Origin of the sequence: Vibrio sp. 10N.286.48.C11, assembly GCF_041469805.1 — a bacterium.
GTDB lineage: Bacteria > Pseudomonadota > Gammaproteobacteria > Enterobacterales > Vibrionaceae > Vibrio > Vibrio crassostreae_C.
In genome coordinates, this window is the sequence record NZ_JBFRLK010000162.1 from 1 (window position 1) to 5,239 (window position 5,239).

4 protein-coding genes are annotated in these 5,239 nt (G+C 44.8%); 3 read left to right on the forward strand and 1 reads right to left on the reverse strand.

All coding sequences use genetic code 11. From position 1 onward, the window contains the following. Nucleotides 1–504: 504 nt before the first annotated feature. Entirely contained in the window at nucleotides 505–1,413 is a 909-nt protein-coding gene (locus tag AB4209_RS22355) for a Tim44 domain-containing protein (RefSeq protein WP_017060179.1), read from the reverse strand. A 196-nt stretch (nucleotides 1,414–1,609) separates the two neighbouring features. On the opposite strand from AB4209_RS22355, the gene AB4209_RS22360 reads away from it, so the two are divergent. The 3 genes from AB4209_RS22360 (at nucleotide 1,610) to AB4209_RS22370 (ending at nucleotide 5,159) form a co-directional block, all read left to right on the forward strand. Next, nucleotides 1,610–2,200, forward strand: coding sequence for a TetR/AcrR family transcriptional regulator (locus AB4209_RS22360; protein ID WP_048613073.1), 591 nt, complete (start codon nucleotides 1,610–1,612; stop codon nucleotides 2,198–2,200). 17 nt (nucleotides 2,201–2,217) lie between these two features. Then, nucleotides 2,218–4,092, forward strand: a complete 1,875-nt coding sequence (locus tag AB4209_RS22365; protein ID WP_372057438.1) for an MFS transporter — start codon at nucleotides 2,218–2,220, stop codon at nucleotides 4,090–4,092. A gap of 146 nt (nucleotides 4,093–4,238) precedes the next feature. Next, complete coding sequence (locus AB4209_RS22370) at nucleotides 4,239–5,159, forward strand: YeiH family protein (RefSeq protein ID WP_017060176.1); 921 nt, start codon at nucleotides 4,239–4,241, stop codon at nucleotides 5,157–5,159. The last annotated feature ends 80 nt before the right edge of the window (nucleotides 5,160–5,239 follow it).

Genomic DNA, 5,239 nt, shown 5'->3' on the forward strand with positions numbered 1-5,239 from the left:
GTCTCCCTCCACCATATTCTCCTTAATTGGAAAATCGAAAAGCCAACTCATTGAGTTGGCTTTTTTCGTTTCTGAGCTTTATCTCTTACTAAACGTGTCTTCTAAAACAACCCTCAACTTCCTAAACACTAACCCGCTCCTACAAATAACTAAGCGATCTAGCCCATTCAAACATCAGTGATCCCATACTTCTGCATGACGCTCACAAGCCAGATAAGCAGCGCAGCCTAAACAATGGCTCGATATATGTTCTTCGCATTCGTTCGCAATTATCTGTTTCTGCTGCAAAGTAACCTCAGGCTCCAATACGGGTTCAAAGAACTTTGTCATTACTCATTACATCCAAATAAAATCAGTTAGTTAGTCTCAGGTTAATCCAATCTTTAACTAAGATACATATCATTAAACGCAAAAAAGCCCCTGCTGATTCTCAGCAGGGGCTTTCTATTATTTGGTGTCATTCCGAATAACTACATCCTATTGATGTTGAGTTAAATCCTGGAATTAACCTTGAATACCAACAATTAACCAAGGTGCATTGTTAGTTGTTAGGTCACGCTCTAGGTGCCAGATATCAGTGATATCTTCTTCAACGCCATCCGCTGTGTCACGGTAACGACCGCTAAACTGAAGGCTTAGCTGTGCTTTGCTACCATCGTGGTCTGCGCGAACGATTTCAGCATCAACGTACATTACGTCTGTGTGCTGATCACCGTCTAGCTTATTACGCTCAGCTTTTAGGTCTTCAAATAGGCTTGGAGATACGTATTCTTCAATCGTGTTTAGCTCATTGTGGTTCCATGCACCTTGCAGTGTACGGTAGTGCTCACGAGAACCGTTGATGAATGCCGCTTGATCAAAGCCCGGTGGGTAGTTATGTGGAACATCGCTTTGTGCACCAAAACCGAAACCACCAGCAGTGCCTTGTGATTGAGGTTGTGCTTGCTCGAAGTTATGAACATTTGGTTGTTGCTTAGGTTGTTCAAACTTGTTCTGACCCATGCCGCCGAATGCTGGCTGTTGGCCACGTGCATTCTGCTGATTCATTGAGCCCTGCTTCGCGCCCAACATTCCGCGTAGGAATTTAAACGCTAGGAAAGCAATCAGACCCATAATCAGAATATCCATGAACTGGATACCTTCAAATGCGCCACCAAAGAATGCAGCTAAAAGACCACCAGCAAGTAAGCCACCTAGCAGACCGCCCATAAGGCCTTTCTTGCTAGAGTTAGCTGCTGTGTTCTTACCTGTTTGATCTTGACGGATCGAATTCGTGTTTTGTTGTTTTGGTGCTGGAGCCGTTTTAAAGCTTTTGCCAAATGACTTACCACCACCAAACTTTTTCGCTTCCGCGATTGGCGTCACCGCGACTGTTACCAACAGGATCGCGACTAGTGAGAAAAATCTTTTCATTATTATCCTTTATAGGTTTTTTATCTTTCGACACCTTAATCATACTCGTTAACAAAGAACAATGAAATATTCACCGTGTTTACACATGTATCATAATATTGCGGCTATTAATTGATTACTAAACTAGCGAAGGGATTGACGGCACTCAAGGGCAGCATTAAAATATTGAACGATGTTCATTTAATAGAAAGTACCCATGGCAAGACGAAACGATCATACTCGCGAACAATTAGTGCAATTAACCTTAAAAACGGTAACCGACTTCTTAGAAGAGCACTCTTATCACGAGCTAAGTCTACGTAAAATCGCCAATATGATTGGTTACGTTCCAAGTACCTTAGTAAATGTATTTGGTAACTACAACCTACTGCTTTTGCATGTGGTCGCTCAAACATTAGATGAACTGGCGTCAGAATCCGCTGCAACTGTTGAACAATCGAGCAACCCTCAACAAGCTCTATTCAACCTTGCCTACTGCTACCACGATTTTGCACAGAGACACCCTCACCGTTGGCAACTTATCTTTGAGCACAACATGAACGGTGAAAACCTTCCTGAATGGCAATCGAACCGCATCGATAGAATGACAGGCATGCTAGAGCAGTTGCTAGTAGCGATTGCTCCTGAACATACGAAAAGCGAAGTCGTTAAAGCCAGCCGTGTATTATGGTCTGGAGTACACGGAATTACTCTACTTAGCGTTGATGATAAATTTTTCGCCTCTGAGCCTATTGATGGTAAAGAGCTGATCAATAACCTAGTCTCAAACTACTTAACCAACTGGTAATCATCCAAGGAAAGACAATGAACAACAGCAGCCAATCTTCGCTGTTAACGCAAAAAAGGTTCCTACCCTACTTTATTACCCAATTTCTAGGAGCCTTTAACGACAACATATTCAAAAATGTCCTGTTACTGTTTGTTGCTTTCGCAAGCGTAGACACGCTGCCTATTTCCACCAATCTATTCATTAATTTGGCCGCTGGCCTTTTTATTCTACCCTTCTTCCTATTCTCTGCTTTGGCTGGTGTACTGGCTGACAAATACGAAAAATCGTGGTTTATCCGTAAAGTTAAGCTCCTCGAAGTAGTGATCATGTCACTGGGTGCGGTCGGTTTTATCTACGAAAGCTACGGAATATTACTTCTGCTCCTGTTCCTTATGGGAACGCAGAGTGCTTTCTTTGGTCCGGTGAAGTATGCCCTGCTTCCACAGCAGTTAGAAACAAAAGAACTGGTATCTGGTAACGCTCTCGTCGAGACAGGTACATTCTTAGCGATCCTGATTGGTACTCTAGGCGCAGGCATCATTGCATCTGAAGAAGGCGCGAAGCTCATTGCTGCGGTGTGTATTGTTTCGTTCGCCGTGCTTGGCTATGTATCAAGCTGCTTTATCCCACATGCGCCAAGTAATGCACCAGATCTTAAAGTAAAGTGGCAACCTGTAAAACTGACCTGCGCGACACTTGCGATTTCCAAAAAAGATCGCCCGACCTTTCAAGCTCTGATGTCTATCAGCTGGTTCTGGTTCCTTGGTGCGGCTTACCTAACTCAGTTCCCCAACTTCACTAAACTGCATCTAAACGGCACTGAAAGCTCCGTCGCCTTTTTACTGGCACTATTCTCGGTAGGCATTGCAATCGGCTCTTTAGCTTGTGATAAGTTATCTAATCACCGAATTGAAATCGGCATCGTGCCAATGGGCAGCTTAGGTATCTCGATCTTCGGTCTTCTGATGGCGATATCCATCCCGGAGTCTTTGCCTGACTTTAGTTCTTTCCATCAATTCGTAACCTACTCAGAGCTGTGGCCACTGTTTGCTTACCTTCTGCTTCTGGGTATCTCTGGCGGTGTCTTTATTGTTCCTCTGTATTCACTGATGCAGTTACGTGCCAAGCCCGACGAGCGTGCCCAAGTGATTGCCGGGCTCAATATCTACAACTCACTGTTCATGGTGGGAAGTGCGGTATTAGGTATTGTTTGCCTTAGTGTTCTAGATCTTTCAATTCCGCAGCTGTTTATCTTGCTCGCAGTGGGCAACACTTTGGTGATGCTGTACCTGTTTTATCAGGTGCCTATCTACGCTTTCCGCTTCTTTACGTGGGTGGTCACTCACACCATGTACAGAGTTAAACATAAGAACTTACATCACCTGCCAGAAAAGGGCGGTGCGTTGATTGTCTGCAACCATGTGAGTTATATGGATGCACTGCTGCTGAGTGCGGTTTGCCCTCGCTTGATCCGTTTTGTGATGGAAGAGGATTACACCAAGTTGCCGCCAATTCGACGCTTCTTGAAAAGAGCTGGGGTGATTCCAATCTCCGCGACCAACCGCAACTCGATTCGAAACGCTTTCAAAGAAGTAGAGCGTGCCCTGCATGAAGGTCACATCGTGTGTATTTTCCCAGAAGGAAAGCTCACCTCTGATGGCGAAATGGCTGAGTTCATGCGTGGTATGGAGCTGATCATCAAACGTTCCCCTGTCCCAGTGATTCCTATGGCTCTTAAAGGATTATGGGGTAGCTACTTTAGTCGTTACAAAGGCCGTGCCTGCAAAGGGTTACCCACTCGCTTCTGGACTAAGCTAGAGATAGAAGCTGGCGAGCCGATTTCACCTAAACAAGCCTCTTGTGAAACGCTTCGACAGTCAGTCTCTGACCTTCGCGGATCATTACGCTAGTTAACCAGCCCTTTATTCATATCAGTTGAACAAGCGTTAAGTTTTCCTTAACGTTTGTTCAATTCATTTAGACTTACTTATCATTTTATTGAACGTATAGTGGTCTCATCACAATAACGCCACAACAAAACAAGACTCTAAATACAATGAACCTAAAAAAGTCCGTTCCATTTTATCTTGCTGCACTGTTTTGCCTAACGCCTTGGGTTAGCTCACCGACAGCCCTGGTTATCGGTTTCCTGCTTGCTAGTTTAGGATTAGTCCCTGAACACTTGGAAGTCGGCAAACTTACCAAAAAGCTACTGGCCTACTCTATTGTTGGCTTGGGTTTTGGTATTCAGTTTGAAAAAGCATTAGCAGTAACAGGCGATGGTATTGGGCTCATTGTAACGACGATTATCGGTACATTAGTCATTGGTTGGTTCTTGGCGAAACAAATGGGGCTAGACCGCACTACGGGCTATCTTATATCTTCTGGTACCGCGATTTGTGGTGGTAGCGCGATAGCAGCAGTGGCACCCGCGATCAAAGCAGACGATGAACAGATTGGCTTGGCATTAGCCACCGTATTCGTGTTGAACTCGGTTGCTCTATTCTTATTCCCGATGATTGGTCACGCGCTTGAGCTCAGCCAACAAACATTTGGTACTTGGGCAGCGATAGCGATTCACGATACGTCTTCTGTAGTAGGTGCAGCTTCAGCGTATGGCGAAGAAGCACTGACGACAGCGACAACATTGAAGCTCGCTCGCGCACTTTGGATCATCCCAATCGCTTTAATTAGTGCGATGATCTTCAAGAACGATCAAAAGAAGATTACGGTTCCCTACTTCATTTTCTTCTATTGCGCCGCTATCGCGGTGAGTGACTTACTGCCACAATTTGAGATGGTCTATCAAGGAATCTTTGATGTGTCTAAGCGAGCACTGGTCGTGTGTTTGTTCTTAATTGGCTGTGGTATTTCAGTTGAGAAGTTAAAAGCGGCAGGGCCGAAACCACTGATGTTTGGTATTACAATGTGGGTCATGATCTCAACGGGTTCATTGGCGTGGTTAACTCTCGCTTAGCCTGCATAGAAACGCTTTAGATGATTGTCTGGTTACCTAGACACTCGGGTTAGCGAGCAGAAATCGAGTAGGAGGAGGCC

Bases quoted from the DNA above. Each gene is read 5' to 3' on its own strand.
- AB4209_RS22360 (WP_048613073.1), top strand. From the start codon at position 1,610: ATGGCAAGACGAAACGATCATACTCGCGAACAATTAGTGCAATTAACC.
- AB4209_RS22370 (WP_017060176.1), top strand. From the start codon at position 4,239: ATGAACCTAAAAAAGTCCGTTCCATTTTATCTTGCTGCACTGTTTTGC.
- AB4209_RS22355 (WP_017060179.1), bottom strand. From the start codon at position 1,413: ATGAAAAGATTTTTCTCACTAGTCGCGATCCTGTTGGTAACAGTCGCG.
- AB4209_RS22365 (WP_372057438.1), top strand. From the start codon at position 2,218: ATGAACAACAGCAGCCAATCTTCGCTGTTAACGCAAAAAAGGTTCCTA.